The organism is Tsukamurella sp. NPDC003166, from assembly GCF_040611135.1.
In the GTDB taxonomy this organism is placed as follows: domain Bacteria; phylum Actinomycetota; class Actinomycetes; order Mycobacteriales; family Mycobacteriaceae; genus Tsukamurella.
Window position 1 is genome coordinate 198819 of record NZ_JBEXNL010000005.1, and the last position, 14999, is coordinate 213817.

Genomic DNA, 14999 nt, shown 5'->3' on the forward strand with positions numbered 1-14999 from the left:
AACATGTTGCGGGTCGCCGTACCGAACAAGGGCGCGCTCTCCGAGGCCGCCGCCGCCATCCTGAGCGAGGCGGGTTACCGCCGCCGCTCGGACGCCAAGGACCTCACGGTCATCGACAACGCCAACGAGGTGGAGTTCTTCTTCCTCCGCCCGAAGGACATCGCGCTCTACGTCGGCTCGGGCGAGCTCGACCTCGGTATCACCGGCCGCGACCTGGCGCTGGACTCGGGCGCGCCCTTCGCCGAGCGGCTCGCCCTCGGCTTCGGCCGGTCCACCTTCCGCTACGCCGGTCCCGCGGGCACCGACTGGCAGCTGTCCGACCTGCAGGGCAAGCGCATCGCCACGTCGTACCCGAACCTGGTGCGCGCGGATCTGGCCGCGCGGGGGCTCTCCGCCGACGTGATCCGCCTCGACGGTGCCGTCGAGATCTCCATCCAGCTGGGCGTCGCCGACCTCATCGCCGACGTGGTCGAGTCCGGCCGGTCGCTGCGGCAGAACAACCTCGTCGCCTTCGGCGAGCCGCTGCTCTCCTCGGAGGGCGTGCTCATCGAGCGCGAGGGATCGGAGCCCGCACGGGCCCGGGACCAGCTGACCGCGCGCCTGCAGGGCGTCGTCTACGGCCGGCAGTACGTGATGCTCGACTACGACTGCCCGAAGTCGCTGCTCGAGCAGGCGGTCGCGGTCACGCCGGGACTGGAGTCGCCGACCGTCGCCCCGATGGCCGACGATGCCTGGGTCGCCGTCCGCGCCCTGGTCCTGCGCAAGGATGCGAACCCGATCATGGACGACCTCGCCGATCTCGGCGCGAAGGCCATCCTCATGACCGACATCCGCGCCTGCCGCTTCTGAGCCCCACGGCAGGCAGGTCGGCCCGAAGACCGCGAGGTGGTGACCGTCTGTGGCGGACGAGGTGTTCGAGTACTTCCTCACGGAATTTCCGCTGTCGTGGCGGGGGTCCGAGTGCAGCGCCGAGCATGAGAACACCTACGCGGGACGGTTACCCGATGCCCTGCTGTCGTACTGGAGGGAGTTCGGCTTCTCCGGCTTCGGCGACGGCCAGGTCTGGCTCGTCGATCCGCTGCAGTGGGCGCCGATCACCCCGATCCTCCTATCCGGGATCAGGCACCCCCAACTCGCCGCCGACGCCGAGTACATACCGATCGTGCGCAGCGCCTTCGGTCAGGTGTGGTTCTGGACTCCCGGGTTCGGGCTGTCCGTCTCCCTGAATCCGGTCACCGGATTGGTGTTCTTCCATGCACGATTCGACGTTCTCGATGACGCCGACAACAGGGCGATCAGAGCATTCTTCGGGACAGCCGACAAAGAGGACTTCGATCTCCTCGACGAGGACGAAACAGGCCTGTTCGACACCGTTCTGGAGCGCAACGGACAACTGCGACCCGACGAGGTCTACGGATTCGTTCCCGCTGCCGCCCTCGGCGGAACTCTCTCGCCGCAGAACGCCTCAGTGCATCCACTGCTGGCGCATCTCGTCCTCCTCAGAGACTTCATGGGCGCCCCGCGGTATCGATAGGGTGTCCGCATGAATGTCGAGCACAGCGGCCACGGTGTACCGCATTCGGCCGTGTCCGTGGTCCGGGTTGCACCGAAACGTTGGCTCGACCATTACGCAGGAGCCGTCCTCATCGTGGCGGGTGTGATCGCATCCGTCGTTCTGTACTCGAACCACAACGATTACTGGTCACTGATCGCGCTGGTCGTGACGATCTTCGCAGTAGTGTACGGCGTCACGACAGTCCGCACTCTCGCCACGATCGGTCGGCCGCTGGCCACAGCAGGACCCGACGGAATCTCCTGGAGCGGGTTCTCGATCCCCTGGGATCGGGTCGTCGCGGTGGACTTCACCACCGGTAAGACCAGGTACTTGCGGCGACGACCGAACAAGACGAAAGCCACCGAACACGTCATGTATTCGCTGATCGTGACGACGACAGAGAAGGATACGAGCGGTCGCCCGTTGCAGTTCGGCACGACCTTCACGGGACCGTTCTCGGGCAACTTCGACGAGGTGAAGGCGGCAGCCCGGCGATTCAGCCCGGCGATCGAGTTCCGCTCCACGGTCTCCAGCAGCGACCTCGCTGTCGACGAGGCCCGCACGCAGCAGCTTCTTGATCAACTGCGGCGCGACGGGCACCTGGACGTTCTCGACAAGCGTGGACGGAGAGTGTTGTCCGTCTCCCCGGACGCCTTCTCCTACGGATCGACCACGATCGGGTGGGACGACATCGATTCGGTGGTCGCATTCACATACGTCCACACGCTGCGAACCAGTATCGGCGATTCGACGAGCCGCGACCCGCGGATCGCCTTGTTCCAGTACCACGGCCAGTACCCCGATGGGGAGTACGTTCCGTATCGATTCGGGACGTTCAGCGTCGACTACATCGACTATCCGCGTACCTCGTCTCCCACCATCGAGGAGTTGGCAATGGTCATCAGTCGTGTAGCTCCGATGACCAGGTTCACGGATCGGCGCACGAGTGCCTGAGCGAGCTCACGCCGCCGCATCGGTACACCGTCAGCGCGCGGCGACGAGCAGCGTCTGCGCGCCGACGGCGAAGGCACCGGCACCGTCGTACAACCGGGAGACGGTCGTGCCGATGCCCTCGCCCCCGACGAGCTGATCGCCGAACAGGCCGACCCACCCGTCCACGGGCTGCGGCGACCGGTGGAAATGCACCGTCATGTCCATGTTCATCCAGGTCACCACGGTCGGATCGAGGTAGGCCGAGATGCCGTTGGCGGCATCGACCACCGAGAAGACCTGCACCAGCGGCGAGGGCGCTTCACCGGCGACCAGCGGCATCTTCGGCCGGATCCAGCACTGCTTGGGGCCGTCCGGCGCGCCGGGATCGGTCACGAATCGCCACTCACAGGCGGAGAGGAAGCCCTGATCCTGCAGGTGGGCGAAGAAGCCGGGCACGGGGCCGGGTTCCGCGTCGAGCGGGGCGATGACGGGGGAGAGGTCACGGGCGATCGCCGTGGTGTCGGACGCCGCAAGCACCCAGGCCCGGGCACGGGCGACGGTGCGGTACGCCCCGGTGCCGTCGACGCAGTCCATCTCCGCGGCGATCAGCGAGATCGTGCGGCCGGGCCGCGCCACCCACGCCCGGACGCGGGTCCGGGTGATCGGCACGACGCCGAGCAGGTCGATCGTCACCCGCGACACCCGGGAACCATCACCGACCAGCTTCTCCATGGCGCGCACCATGATCGCCGCGGGCGGGGCGCCGTGCTGCATGGTGTCCGCCCAGACGCTCGCACTCGCCCGGGTCGGATCGAACACCTCGTACTCGAACCCGCCGGCGTCGAGGGTCCCGGCGGGGTGGAAGAACGCGTCATCGGCCATGAACAACACTTACCGACAGGTCGGATTCGCTCCACGACCGGGGTGGCTGGGAGAATCACGACCCATGGCGAACAGTGGACCCTTCGTGGTGGGCGACCGAGTACAGCTGACGGACGCGAAGGGCCGGAAGTTCACCGTCCACCTGGAGGCCGGCAAGGAGTTCCACACGCACAAGGGCGGCATCCGGCACGACGAGCTCATCGGCGCGCCCGAGGGCAGCGTGGTCAAGGCCGTCAACGGCACTCCGTACCTGGCGCTGCGGCCGCTGCTCACCGACTACGTGCTGTCCATGCCGCGCGGCGCGCAGGTGATCTACCCCAAGGATGCCGCGCAGATCGTCGCCGAGGGCGACATCTTCCCCGGCGCCCGGGTGCTCGAGGCCGGGGCGGGTTCCGGCGCGCTCACGTGCTCGCTGCTGCGCGCGGTCGGACCCGAGGGCTCGGTGACCAGCTGGGAGGTCCGCGAGGACCACGCCGAATACGCCGCCAAGAACGTCGAGGAGTTCTTCGGTGGCCGGCCCGACAACTGGCACCTGCAGCTCGGCGACCTCGCCGAGTACGACGGCCCGCAGGTCGACCGGGTCGTCCTCGACATGCTGGCGCCGTGGGACGTGCTCGACGCGGTCGGGAAGGCGCTGGTGCCGGGCGGGGTCCTCACCGTGTACGTGGCGACCACCACCCAGCTGTCCAAGGTGGTCGAGGCGATGCGCGAGCAGGCGATCTGGACCGAGCCCCGGTCGTGGGAGGCCCTCGTGCGCGAGTGGCACGTCGTCGGGCTCGCCGTGCGGCCGTCGCACCGCATGCAGGGCCACACGGCCTTCCTGATCACCTGCCGGCGGCTGGCCGACGGCACCGTCGCGCCTCGTCCCCAGCGTCGATCGAACAAGGGGTAGCGTGGAAAGCCCCACTGGAAGGGAGCTGTTGTGACCGAGCCGGATCCGACCCGCCCGTCGAGCACGACGCCGGGAACCTCGCAGGCCACCTCCGCGGCCGTGCTGCGTGAGCGCGTCGACGCACTCACGACCCGCAACACGAAGCTGCTCGAGACGCTGCGGGACGCCCGCAACCAACTGCTCACGCTCCGTGAGGAGGTCGAGCGGCTGGGGCAGCCACCGTCGGGCTACGGGGTGTTGCTGGGCACCTACGAGGACGACACGGTGGACGTGTTCACCTCCGGGCGCAAGATGCGGCTCACCTGCTCCCCGAACCTGGACGTCGCGTCCTTCCGCACGGGCCAGACGGTGCGCCTCAACGAGGCGCTCACCGTGGTCGAGGCGGGCGAGTACGAGACCGTCGGCGAGATCTCCACCCTCCGGGAGATCCTCGACGACGGTGCTCGTGCCCTGGTCGTGGGCCACGCGGACGAGGAACGCGTCGTGCGCCTGGCCGCGCCGCTCGCACTGCAGGCCTCCGAAGATCCGGGCCTCGACGAGTTCGGGCTGCCGCGCCGGAAGCTGCGCGTGGGCGACTCGCTGCTGGTCGACACCAAGGCGGGCTACGCCTTCGAGCGCATCCCCAAGGCCGAGGTCGAGGACCTGGTGCTGGAGGAGGTGCCCGACGTCGATTACTCCGACATCGGTGGCCTGGGCCGGCAGATCGAGCTGATCCGTGACGCGGTCGAGCTGCCCTTCCTGCACAAGGACCTGTTCAAGGACTACTCGCTGCGGCCGCCCAAGGGCGTGCTGCTCTACGGCCCGCCCGGCAACGGCAAGACGCTGATCGCCAAGGCCGTGGCGAACTCGCTGGCGAAGAAGATCGCCGAGGTCCGGGGCGACGACTCGCGCGAGGTGAAGTCCTACTTCCTCAACATCAAGGGCCCCGAGCTGCTCAACAAGTTCGTGGGTGAGACGGAGCGGCACATCCGCCTGATCTTCCAGCGGGCGCGGGAGAAGGCGTCCGAGGGCACGCCCGTCATCGTCTTCTTCGACGAGATGGACTCGATCTTCCGCACCCGCGGCTCGGGCGTCAGCTCGGACGTCGAGACCACGGTCGTGCCGCAGCTGCTCTCGGAGATCGACGGTGTCGAGGGCCTTGAGAACGTCATCGTCATCGGCGCATCGAACCGGGAGGACATGATCGATCCCGCGATCCTGCGGCCCGGCCGCCTCGACGTGAAGATCAAGATCGAGCGGCCCGACGCGGAGGGTGCGATCGACATCTTCTCCAAGTACCTGACCGCGGCGCTGCCGATCCACGAGGAGGACCTCGCGGAGTTCGGCGGCGATCGCGAGGCGTGCGTGCAGGCGATGATCGAGCGGGTCGTCGAGCGGATGTACGCGGAGACCGACGACAACCGGTTCCTGGAGGTGACCTACGCCAACGGCGACAAGGAGGTCATGTACTTCAAGGACTTCAACTCGGGCGCGATGATCCAGAACGTGGTGGATCGCGCGAAGAAGCACGCGATCAAGGGCTTCCTCGACACCGGGCAGCCCGGCCTGCGGATCACGCACCTGCTGGAGTCCATCGTCGACGAGTTCGCCGAGAACGAGGACCTGCCCAACACCACGAACCCGGACGACTGGGCGCGGATCTCGGGCAAGAAGGGCGAGCGGATCGTGTACATCCGCACGCTGGTGACCGGCAAGAACTCCAGCGCGTCCCGCGCGATCGACACGGAGAACAACACCGGGCAGTACTTGTAGGCCGCTGGGGACGGCGCGCAAGCGCCGCATAAGCCCAGGGCAAGTCGCGTCTGCATAGAATGCTGCGTGATGAGTACGGAAACTGCAGTTCTCACTGTCTCGGTGGACGGGCAGACGCTGACCTTCGCCCCGGGTAAGACGGTGACCTTCGGGCGCACGCTCGAGTCCGACGTGACGATCAACCACCCGTTGGTGTCGCGCACGCACGCGGTTGCGACCGCGGGTCCGACGGGGTGGATCCTCACCGACCGCAGTACGAACGGCGTGTTCGTCGGCGGCGTCCGGCGGCCCACCATCGCGCTGAACGGCACGCAGCAGCTGATGTTCGGCGACCCGCGCACCGGCGCCCAGGTCGTGTTCTCGGCGGCACCCCGCTCGAACACGCCGCCCCCGCCGCCGGCCCGGACTCCGCCGCCGCCCTCGTCGCAGCAGCCCGTGCAGCAGATCCCCGCCGCGCAGCGGGCACCGTCGAATCCCGTGCCGCGCACGCCGACACCTCCACCGGGCCCGAGCGCACCGCCGTCGGCGCGCATCCCCGTGCCCCCGGCCGCCGGGCAGAACCCCGCGCCGCCGTCGCGACCGATGCAGCTGCCGCGACAGCAGGCACCGTCGGCCCCGATCCCCGCCCAGCGGGCCGAGCCGACCCTGCTGCAGGGCCCCGGCGGCGAGGTCGCGCCGCACCTGCGCGCGATGGCGGGCAACACCGGCCTGTACCAGGTCGCCAAGATGCCGCAGCGCCCCGTCGGCTCCGCGTCCGGTCAGATGACCATCGGCCGTACCCCCGACAACGACATCGCCCTCGGCGACATGCTGGTCTCGCGCCGCCACGCACGGCTCCTGACGGGCCCGCAGGGCCTGGTCATCGAGGACCTCGGCTCGGCCAACGGCACCCAGGTCAACGGCCGCCGCATCGCGGGGCCGACCGCACTGCGCGACGGCGACCTGGTCACCATCGGCAACTCGGACCTCATCGTCGAGCAGGGCCGCCTGGAACGACCGAAGGCGCACAAGTTCGCCGGTGCGGGCCTCGCGGTCCAGGGCATCACCCTGACGGTGGACGGCAACAAGACCCTGCTGCACGGCGTCGACTTCCGCGCCGCACCCGGCACCCTCACAGCCGTGATCGGCCCCTCGGGCGCCGGCAAGTCGACGGTGTCCCGGGTCGTCTCCGGCGCCGTCACCCCGACGGCGGGCCGGGTCGAGTTCGAGGGCCGGGACGTGCACCGCGACTTCGACGCGCTCCGCTCCCGCATCGGCATGGTGCCGCAGGACGACGTACTGCACCGGCAACTGACCCTGCAGCAGGCGCTCCGGTTCGCCGCCGAGCTCCGACTGCCGCCCGACATGTCGAAGGCCGACCGTGACCAGGTGATCGACGGCGTGCTCGCGGAGCTGCAGCTCACCGAACACAAACAGACCCGGGTCGACAAGCTCTCCGGCGGCCAGCGCAAGCGCGCGTCCGTCGCGATGGAACTCCTCACCGGCCCGTCGCTGCTGATCCTGGACGAGCCGACCTCCGGCCTCGACCCCGCACTCGACCGTCAGGTGATGCAGACCCTGCGGCGCCTGGCCGACGCGGGTCGCGTGGTCATCGTCGTGACCCACTCGCTCACCCACATCGACATGTGCGACCAGGTGCTGCTGCTGGCGCCGGGCGGCAAGACCGCGTACTGCGGCTCGCCGAAGGGCGTCAAGGCCGCGATGGGCACGAGCGACTGGGCGGAGATCTTCGACTTCGCCGCCAAGCAGCCCGACGTGGCCTGGCAGCGGTACCGCTCGGCGCACCCCGCCCCGCCGCCGCCGGCCCCGACCGGGGCCCCGCCGACGCCCACGACGGCACCGCGGACCTCGACGCGCAAGCAACTGTCGGTGGTCGCGCGGCGGCAGCTGCGACTGATCCTCGCCGACCGTGCCTACCTCGCGTTTCTTGTAGCACTTCCCTTCGTGTTGGGCGGGATCACACTTCTCGTTCCTGCGGAGGGCGGGTTGGTCGGTCCGTTCTCGACCGACTCGTACAGCGGCGCGAAGATGATTCTCGTGCTACTCGTCGTCGGCGCTTGCTTCATGGGAGCGGCACTCACTTCCCGTGATCTCGTCAGCGAGCGCGCCATCTACCAACGAGAACGTGCGGTCGGACTCCGGCCTTCGGCCTATCTCTCCGCCAAGACCGTCGTTTACTTCGTCGCCGCGGTAGTTCAATCCGCGATGATGATGGCAGTCGTCATCGCCGGGATCGACATGCCGAGGGCCGGGTCTGCAGGATTGATGGCGCCGCTCGAGCTCACAATCGACATCGCGGTTCTGGCCTGTGTGTCCACGCTGGTGGGTCTGCTGATTTCGTCCCTGGCCAGGTCTAACGAACAAGTCATGCCGATGCTCGTCGTCATCGTCATGTTGCAGCTCGTCATGAGCGGTGGACTTTTTAAGCTTCACGACCGCCCTGGCCTTGAGCAGTTGTCGTGGCTGTTCCCCTCGCGATGGGGCTTCGCGGCAAGCGCGTCGACAGTTGAACTGAATCCCGTCCGCGATCAGCCCACAATGCTCCCGTCCGATCCGCTGTGGGAGTCCACGCTCACCCAGTGGGGCATCGCGATCGGCGTGATGGTCGCGATGGCTCTGATCCTGTGGGTCGCGACCTGGTTCCGGATCTCGCGCAAGGCCAGCTAGGCCCCGACCGATAGGCTGGGGCGCATGCAGCGCATCATCGGTACCGAGGTGGAATACGGGATCTCCGCGCCGAAGGACCCCACGGCGAACCCGATCCTCACCTCGACGCAGGCGGTGCTGGCGTACGCGGCGGCGGCGGCCGTCCCGCGCGCCAAGCGCACCCGCTGGGACTACGACCTGGAGTCGCCGCTGCGCGACGCCCGCGGCTTCGACCTCGGGCGCGGCGGGCCGGCGCCGATCATCGACGCCGACGAGATCGGCGCCGCGAACATGATCCTCACCAACGGCGCGCGGCTGTACGTCGACCACGCGCACCCCGAGTATTCGGCGCCCGAGGTCACCGATCCGCTCGATGCCGTGATCTGGGACAAGGCGGGGGAGCGGGTCATGGACGCCGCGGCCCGCTACGCGTCGACGGTGCCCGGTGCCCCGGCCCTGCAGCTCTACAAGAACAACATCGACGGCAAGGGCGCGTCGTACGGCACGCACGAGAACTACCTGTGCCGCCGGGACACACCGTTCTCCGCGATCGTCGGCGGGCTGACGCCCTTCTTCGTGACCCGGCAGGTGTTCTGCGGCAGCGGCCGCGTCGGCCTCGGGGCCAGCGGCGACGAGGCGGGGTTCCAACTCTCGCAGCGCGCCGATTACATCGAGGTCGAGGTCGGCCTCGAGACCACGCTCAAGCGCGGCATCATCAACACCCGCGACGAGCCGCACGCCGACCCGGACAAGTACCGCCGGCTGCACGTCATCATCGGCGACGCGAACCTCGCCGAGACCTCCACGTACCTCAAGGTCGGTACGTCGTCGCTGGTCCTGGACCTGATCGAGGCCGGCGTCGACCTGTCGGACCTGCAGCTCGCCGCGCCCGTCAGCGCGGTGCATCAGGTCTCGCGGGACCTGTCGCTCGCCGGCGTCCTCGAGCTCGCCGACGGCCGGCACATGACGGCGCTGGACATCCAGCGCGCCTACGCGGACCGGGTCGGGACCTTCCTCAAGGACTCCGACGACGCCCGCGCCCTCGACGTGCACGCCACCTGGGTCCGGGTGCTCGACACCCTCGCCGACGATCCGCTGCGGCTCGCCGACGAGCTGGACTGGCCCGCCAAGCTGCGCCTGCTCGAGGGCATCCGGCAGCGCGAGGGCTTGTCCTGGGGCGCGTCGAAGCTGCAGCTGGTCGACCTGCAGTACTCCGACGTGCGGCTCGATAAGGGCCTCTACAACAGGCTCGTCGCGCGCGGTTCGATGAAGCGCCTGGTCACGGAGCAGCAGGTGATGGACGCCGTGACGTCGCCGCCCGAGTCCACCCGCGCGTACTTCCGCGGCGAGTGCATGCGCCGCTTCGGTACCGAGATCGCCGCCGCCAGCTGGGACTCGGTGATCTTCGACATCGGCGCGGAGTCGTTGGTCCGCATCCCCACCCTGGAGCCGTTGCGCGGTACCAAGGAACACGTCGGCGCCCTGCTCGACGGCGCCTCCTCCGCCCGCGACCTCGTCGATTCCCTGCGGGGTTGATCGACGGCGCGCAGGCATGGACTAAGTCGGACTAAGTCCGTATTCTCGGCCCATGACCTCAGTGAACATCCACGAAGCCAAGACCCATCTGTCTCGGCTGCTGGAACGTGTCGCACAGGGTGAACGCATCGTCATCTCCAAGGCGGGGCGCCCGGTGGCCGACCTCGTCCCGCATCGGGGTACGCGCGTGCAATTCGGGGGTTTGGCCGGCCGGATCGCCTACGACGATGCCGCGTTCGACCTGGACGCCGACATTCAGCGGATGTTCTACGGGACGGACGACGAGTGATCCTGCTCGACAGTCAGACCGCTTTGTGGGTACTCGACGACAATCCCCGCCTCGGAGAGACCGCCCGGTCATTGATCGCGCAGACGGTCGAGGTGTACGTCTCCGTGGCGACGGTCTGGGAGCTGACGATCAAATCGATGCTCGGGAAGCTCTCGATCCCGGCGGACTTCTCGTCGCTCGTCGAGGCGGAGGGGCTCCGGCTACTGAACGTGGAGGCGGAGCATGCGGAGGGGATCCGCGAGTTCCCGGAGCTCCTGCGGCACGATCCGTTCGATCGGTTGCTCGCCGGGCAGGCGCATGTCGAGCAGCTCAGCCTGTACACCTCGGACCGCGTCCTCCTCGGACTCAACCGTGAATTCATCGTCGATTCGACCATCTGACAAGGATTTCCATGGACATCGCCCGCGAACTGAACAAGCTGTACGCGAGGGCATTCCCCGAGGTTCTCAAGGCGCACGGCGAGTTGTACGTGCGCTCCGGCGGCCGGATCGGCCACAAGCTGCTCTTCGGCGTGCCCAGCCTCATCGTCCGCACCGTCGGTGCGAAGTCGGGGGAGCCGCGCACGACCGTCCTGACCTACGTCGCCGACGGTGCCGACTACGTCGTCGTCGCATCCAAGGGCGGTGCCCCGCGGAACCCGGCGTGGTTCCACAACATGGTCGCCGCCGGCACCGTGGACGTGCAGGTCGGGACGAAGCGGTTCCCGGCCGGCGTCGAGGCGCTGAAGCCCGGTGACGCCGACTACCAGCGGCTGTGGGATCTCGCGGACCGCAACAACGGCGGCCGCTACGCCGGGTATCAACGCAAGACCACCCGCCCGATCCCGCTCGTCCGCCTCCGCCCGGTGTGAGCGCCGCGTTCATTCGGTTCTCGCGGGAGTTTCTCGCAGCACAACGGGTTGCAACCCACTACTGGGTGAAGAACCCCCGCGCGAGTGTCGGCGGACCGTCGGGCTACATGCCGATGCTGAGGTTCCGGGCGTAGTTGACGCGCCCGAACACGTCCTGCACCGCGAAGGGCGAGTACACCGGGACGCTGGTGGTGAACGAACGCCCCTCCGGGCCGAACACGCTGACCTGCACGAAGCCCTGCGTCTGATCCTCCTTGGCGAGCAGGAAGAACAACGAGAACAGGCAGAGCACGAAGGCACCGACGATCGCGAGGACGATGGCCCAGGTGGGCGTCGTGCGGGTGTGCACGCTGTGATCGGTCACGGTCCACTGCGCGCCCGTGATCGGGAAGGTCCCCGCGGGAGTGATGACCTGGGTGCGGGTGCAATGAATGTCGCCGATGCTGACGAGCACCGGTTCGGGCATGCCGGGCGGCGTGTACGGATCCACGGGAGCAGTGTAGGCCGGTAGGGTTGGAACATCGGGCCATGCGGCCCGGGATGGTCGCTAAGGAGGCAGCGAGATGGCGCAGGAGCAGGTCAAGCGTGGCGGCGGCGGAGACGACGAGGACCTCGCGGGTGCACCGTCGGGGGCCGGCCAGGAGCGCATCGAGAAGCTGACCGACGAGACCGACGATCTCCTCGACGAGATCGACGACGTGCTCGAGGAGAACGCCGAGGACTTCGTGCGCGCGTACGTCCAGAAGGGCGGCCAGTGACGCCGCTGAGCGGCGCGCGATCCTCCTTCGTCGAGCACCTGGCCGAGGTGGCCCCGGAGGCCTTGGCCTTCCGCACCGCCGAGGCCCCCGCGGACGTGCCGCACGGCACCACGATCGTGGCGGTCGCCTTCGACGGCGGCGTGCTCCTCGCCGGTGATCGCCGCGCCACGATGGGCAATCTCATCGCGCAGCGCGACATCGTCAAGACCTTCGTCACCGACGAGCTGACCGCGGTCGGCATCGCCGGCACCGCGGGCATCGCGAAGCAGATCGTCAAGCTGTTCACGGTGGAGCTCGAGCACTACGAGAAGATCGAGGGCGTCCCGCTCACCTTCGAGGGCAAGGCGAACCGGCTCGCCGGCATGGTGCGCAGCAACTTCGGCGCCGCGCTGCAGGGCCTGGCGGCCGTGCCGCTGCTCGTCGGGTTCGACGAGGCGCAGGCGCGCGGCCGCATCGTCTCCTACGACGTGACGGGCGACTGGCACGACGAGGTGGGCTACCACTCCATCGGCTCGGGCTCGGCCTGGGCGAAGTCGTCCATCAAGAAGCGCTTCCGGCCCGGTCTGGACGCCGACGGTGCGCTCGACGTGGCCGCGGAGGCCCTCTTCGACGCCGCCGACGACGACACCGCCACCGGCGGTCCGGACGTGCTCCGCAAGCTGTACCCGACGGCCGTCGTCATCACGTCCGACGGTGCCGTCGAGGTCGCCGAGGACGCCGTGGCCGCCGCGACGGACCGCGTGATCGCGGCGAGAGGGGCGCAGGCATGACCTTCCCGTACTACGCGTCCGCCGAGCAGATCATGCGCGATCGCTCGGAGCTGGCCCGCAAGGGCATCGCCCGCGGGCGGAGCGTCGTCGTGCTCAAGTACGCGGACGGCGTGCTGTTCGTGGCCGACAATCCGAGCTCGCTGAACAAGATCAGCGAGATCTACGACCGCATCGGCTTCGCCGCCGTCGGCAAGTACAACGAGTTCGAGTCACTGCGCCGGGCAGGCATCCAGTTCGCCGACACCCGCGGGTACCAGTACTCGCGGCGCGATGTCACCGGATGGTCCCTGACCAACGCCTACGCATCCACGCTGGGCACGGTCTTCACCGAGCAGGCCAAGCCCTACGAGGTGGAGTTGTGCGTGGCCGAGGTCGGCACGCCCGAGCTCGCGGCGTCGCGGCTCTACCGCGTGGGCTACGACGGATCCGTCGGCGACGAGAAGCAGTTCGTGGTCATGGGCGGCCAGACGGAGTCGATCACGCCGGTCCTCACCGAGGGCTACCGGGACGGTCTGGACCTCGCCGCAGCATTCGCCCTCGCGGCGAAGGCGCTCGGCGCCCCGGCACCGTCGAACGGCTCGTCCGGGTCGTCGACCGCGGAACCGAAGACCTTCGAGGCCGGCGAGCTCGAGGTCGCGATCCTCGACCACACCCGGCCCCGCCGTGCGTTCAAGCGCCTGTCGGACGAGCGGGTCGCGCAACTGCTGGGGTAGCGCCGGCATCCCGATCAGGACGGGACGGACTACGACGGTGGAGCTGAGGGTATGTTCGAACCGTGCAGCGCCGAATCATGGGAATCGAGACCGAGTTCGGTGTCACGTGTACCTTCCACGGACACCGTCGCCTGAGCCCCGACGAGATCGCCCGGTACCTGTTCCGGCGCGTCGTCTCCTGGGGACGCAGTTCGAACGTCTTCCTGCAGAACGGCTCGCGCCTCTACCTCGACGTGGGCAGTCACCCCGAGTACGCGACCGCGGAGTGCGATTCGGTGCTCCAACTGGTCACCCATGACAAAGCGGGGGAGCGGGTCCTGGAGGACCTGCTGCTGGACGCCGAGCAGCGCCTGCAGGACGAGGGCATCGGCGGCGACATCTACCTGTTCAAGAACAACACCGATTCGGCGGGCAACTCCTACGGCTGCCACGAGAACTTCCTGGTGAGCCGAGTGGGCGAGTTCTCCCGCATCTCGGACGTGCTGCTGCCCTTCCTGGTGACGCGGCAGCTGATCTGCGGCGCGGGCAAGGTGCTGCTCACGCCGAAGAACGCCACCTACTGCCTGAGCCAGCGGGCCGAGCACATCTGGGAGGGCGTCTCCAGCGCCACCACGCGCAGCCGGCCCATCATCAACACCCGCGACGAGCCGCATGCCGACGCCGAGAAGTACCGCCGCCTGCACGTGATCGTCGGCGACTCGAATATGTCCGAGACGACCACGATGCTCAAGGTGGGCACCGCGCACCTCGTGCTGGAGATGATCGAGGCCGGCGTCCAGTTCCGCGACTTCTCGCTGGACAATCCGATCCGGGCGATCCGCGAGGTCAGCCACGACATCACCGGCCGGCACGAGGTGCGTCTCGCCGGTGGCCGGCAGGCGGGCGCGCTGGACATCCAGCGCGAGTACTACGGCAAGGCCGTCGAGTACCTCGCCACGCGCGAGCCCGACGAGCAGCTCGCGCAGGTGGTGGACCTGTGGGGCCGCACCCTCGACGCGGTGGAGTCACAGGACTTCTCCGGCGTGGACACCGAGATCGACTGGGTGATCAAGCGCAAGCTGTTCCAGCGCTACCTCGACAAGTACTCGATGGAGTTGTCCGACCCCAAGATCGCGCAGCTCGACCTCGCGTACCACGACATCAAGCGGGGCCGGGGCGTGTTCGACGTGCTGCAGCGCCGCGGCATGGCCGCCCGCGTCACCACGGACGAGGCGATCGACGCCGCCGTCAAGACACCGCCGCAGACCACGCGCGCCAAGCTGCGCGGCGAGTTCATCACCGCGGCCCAGGCAGCGGGACGCGACTTCACCGTCGACTGGGTGCATCTCAAGCTCAACGACCAGGCCCAGCGCACGGTGCTGTGCAAGGACCCGTTCCGCAGCGTCGACGAACGGGTCGAGCGGCTCATCGCGTCGATGTAGCT

At 68.5% G+C, this 14999-nt stretch carries 16 protein-coding genes; 14 read left to right on the forward strand and 2 right to left on the reverse strand.

Annotated elements, in window-relative coordinates:
* The first annotated feature begins 3 nt into the window (after nucleotides 1-3).
* From hisG to ABZX10_RS08495, 3 genes are read left to right on the forward strand one after another with little or no spacing between them, the layout of a single operon-like run.
* Complete coding sequence (gene hisG, locus ABZX10_RS08485) at nucleotides 4-849, forward strand: ATP phosphoribosyltransferase (protein WP_355537202.1); 846 nt, start codon at nucleotides 4-6, stop codon at nucleotides 847-849.
* Between the two features lie 49 nt (nucleotides 850-898).
* Complete coding sequence (locus ABZX10_RS08490) at nucleotides 899-1534, forward strand: GAD-like domain-containing protein (RefSeq protein WP_355537205.1); 636 nt, start codon at nucleotides 899-901, stop codon at nucleotides 1532-1534.
* Nucleotides 1535-1543: 9 nt separating this feature from the next.
* Nucleotides 1544-2509 (forward strand): hypothetical protein, encoded by a 966-nt coding sequence (locus tag ABZX10_RS08495; RefSeq protein ID WP_355537208.1) that lies wholly within the window; start codon nucleotides 1544-1546, stop codon nucleotides 2507-2509.
* 30 nt (nucleotides 2510-2539) lie between these two features.
* Here the strand turns inward: ABZX10_RS08495 and ABZX10_RS08500 are convergent, their stop codons facing one another.
* On the reverse strand, nucleotides 2540-3370 hold the full coding sequence (locus tag ABZX10_RS08500) for a thioesterase family protein (protein WP_355537211.1): 831 nt from the start codon (nucleotides 3368-3370) through the stop codon (nucleotides 2540-2542).
* A 64-nt stretch (nucleotides 3371-3434) separates the two neighbouring features.
* On the opposite strand from ABZX10_RS08500, the gene ABZX10_RS08505 reads away from it, so the two are divergent.
* The 7 genes from ABZX10_RS08505 (at nucleotide 3435) to ABZX10_RS08535 (ending at nucleotide 11335) form a co-directional block, all read left to right on the forward strand.
* The gene (locus tag ABZX10_RS08505; protein WP_355537214.1) at nucleotides 3435-4262 is read left to right on the forward strand and encodes a tRNA (adenine-N1)-methyltransferase; all 828 of its coding nucleotides are present in this window, start codon (nucleotides 3435-3437) and stop codon (nucleotides 4260-4262) included.
* A gap of 30 nt (nucleotides 4263-4292) precedes the next feature.
* Complete coding sequence (gene arc, locus ABZX10_RS08510) at nucleotides 4293-6014, forward strand: proteasome ATPase (RefSeq protein ID WP_355537217.1); 1722 nt, start codon at nucleotides 4293-4295, stop codon at nucleotides 6012-6014.
* Between the two features lie 69 nt (nucleotides 6015-6083).
* The gene (locus ABZX10_RS08515; RefSeq protein ID WP_355537220.1) at nucleotides 6084-8681 is read left to right on the forward strand and encodes an ATP-binding cassette domain-containing protein; all 2598 of its coding nucleotides are present in this window, start codon (nucleotides 6084-6086) and stop codon (nucleotides 8679-8681) included.
* A gap of 24 nt (nucleotides 8682-8705) precedes the next feature.
* Entirely contained in the window at nucleotides 8706-10196 is a 1491-nt protein-coding gene (gene dop / locus ABZX10_RS08520) for a depupylase/deamidase Dop (protein WP_355537223.1), read from the forward strand.
* A 52-nt stretch (nucleotides 10197-10248) separates the two neighbouring features.
* Nucleotides 10249-10485, forward strand: coding sequence for a type II toxin-antitoxin system prevent-host-death family antitoxin (locus tag ABZX10_RS08525; RefSeq protein WP_355537226.1), 237 nt, complete (start codon nucleotides 10249-10251; stop codon nucleotides 10483-10485).
* Complete coding sequence (locus ABZX10_RS08530) at nucleotides 10482-10865, forward strand: type II toxin-antitoxin system VapC family toxin (protein ID WP_355537229.1); 384 nt, start codon at nucleotides 10482-10484, stop codon at nucleotides 10863-10865. The genes ABZX10_RS08525 and ABZX10_RS08530 overlap by 4 nt, the downstream gene beginning before the upstream one ends.
* An 11-nt stretch (nucleotides 10866-10876) precedes the next feature.
* Complete coding sequence (locus tag ABZX10_RS08535; RefSeq protein WP_355537232.1) at nucleotides 10877-11335, forward strand: nitroreductase/quinone reductase family protein; 459 nt, start codon at nucleotides 10877-10879, stop codon at nucleotides 11333-11335.
* Nucleotides 11336-11438: 103 nt separating this feature from the next.
* On the opposite strand, the gene ABZX10_RS08540 is transcribed toward ABZX10_RS08535, so the two are convergent.
* The gene (locus tag ABZX10_RS08540) at nucleotides 11439-11825 is read right to left on the reverse strand and encodes a hypothetical protein (protein WP_355537235.1); all 387 of its coding nucleotides are present in this window, start codon (nucleotides 11823-11825) and stop codon (nucleotides 11439-11441) included.
* Between the two features lie 73 nt (nucleotides 11826-11898).
* Here ABZX10_RS08540 and ABZX10_RS08545 point away from each other — a divergent pair, with 73 nt between their 5' ends.
* From ABZX10_RS08545 to pafA, 4 genes are all read left to right on the forward strand, one after another.
* Nucleotides 11899-12093 carry a ubiquitin-like protein Pup gene (locus ABZX10_RS08545; RefSeq protein WP_068569600.1) on the forward strand — a complete coding sequence of 65 codons (195 nt, stop codon included), beginning with the start codon at nucleotides 11899-11901 and terminating at the stop codon, nucleotides 12091-12093.
* Entirely contained in the window at nucleotides 12090-12863 is a 774-nt protein-coding gene (gene prcB, locus ABZX10_RS08550) for a proteasome subunit beta (protein WP_355537240.1), read from the forward strand. Before ABZX10_RS08545 ends, prcB begins: the two co-directional genes overlap by 4 nt.
* Entirely contained in the window at nucleotides 12860-13576 is a 717-nt protein-coding gene (gene prcA, locus ABZX10_RS08555) for a proteasome subunit alpha (protein WP_355537243.1), read from the forward strand. Before prcB ends, prcA begins: the two co-directional genes overlap by 4 nt.
* Nucleotides 13577-13638: 62 nt before the next feature.
* Entirely contained in the window at nucleotides 13639-14997 is a 1359-nt protein-coding gene (gene pafA, locus ABZX10_RS08560) for a Pup--protein ligase (protein ID WP_355537246.1), read from the forward strand.
* Nucleotides 14998-14999: the final 2 nt, after the last annotated feature.